Source organism: Flavobacterium sp. RSSB_23 (assembly GCF_051547145.1).
GTDB lineage: Bacteria > Bacteroidota > Bacteroidia > Flavobacteriales > Flavobacteriaceae > Flavobacterium.
On record NZ_JBPTTO010000049.1, the window covers coordinates 1 to 686 of the forward strand.

The window sequence follows — 686 nt, forward strand, 5'->3', positions numbered from 1 at the left end:
TTGTTGCTATCTACATACACGCCATCTTTTGTGATGTCAATACTTGGATTTTGATTCAATTCAGTAATAGTACAATCAGGGCATTCTAAAGATCTTGGACATTTTATACAAGGCGTAGAATCGATAGACGTATCTGTTACGCTTTTTTCCTCAGGATCGTATCCTCTTACAAGAGCAATGTTATAAACGATTCCTTTATCAATATCATTTTGTGTTAATTGATGGGTGGCAGTAAATGTAGTAGTGTCAGTTGCGCCAACAGCAAGCGATGCAATTGGACCACCAACAATTGTAGCATTGTTATCAAGAACCGTTACATTAGTCAAAGTTACATTTCCTGTGTTTTTAACTATAAAGCTGTAAGCCACAACATCGCCTACATTCGTGATACCATCATTATTACTATCTACGTATACGCCATCTTTTGTGATTTCTATTCCAGATTCGTTGATTACATAATTGTATTCAATGCTACATCCTTTATTGTCACTAATTATTACACTATAGTTTCCAGAGGCAAGTTTATCTATATCCTCTGAAGTAGCTCCATTTGACCATAAAAATTGGTAGGGTTTTGTTCCTCCATTCACTGTAATATCGATTGCACCATTATTACAACCTACACAGTTATTATTATTTGTAATTATTGATGTTGCTGCTGTAAGTGTAGATTCAGGTTGTCCAAC

Annotated in this window: 1 protein-coding gene; it reads right to left on the reverse strand. The window is 35.1% G+C overall.

The window, feature by feature from the left end:
• Nucleotides 1-686, reverse strand: a 686-nt coding sequence (locus ACSVH9_RS16310) for a DUF7507 domain-containing protein (protein WP_438064630.1), incomplete at both ends; no start/stop codon positions are given.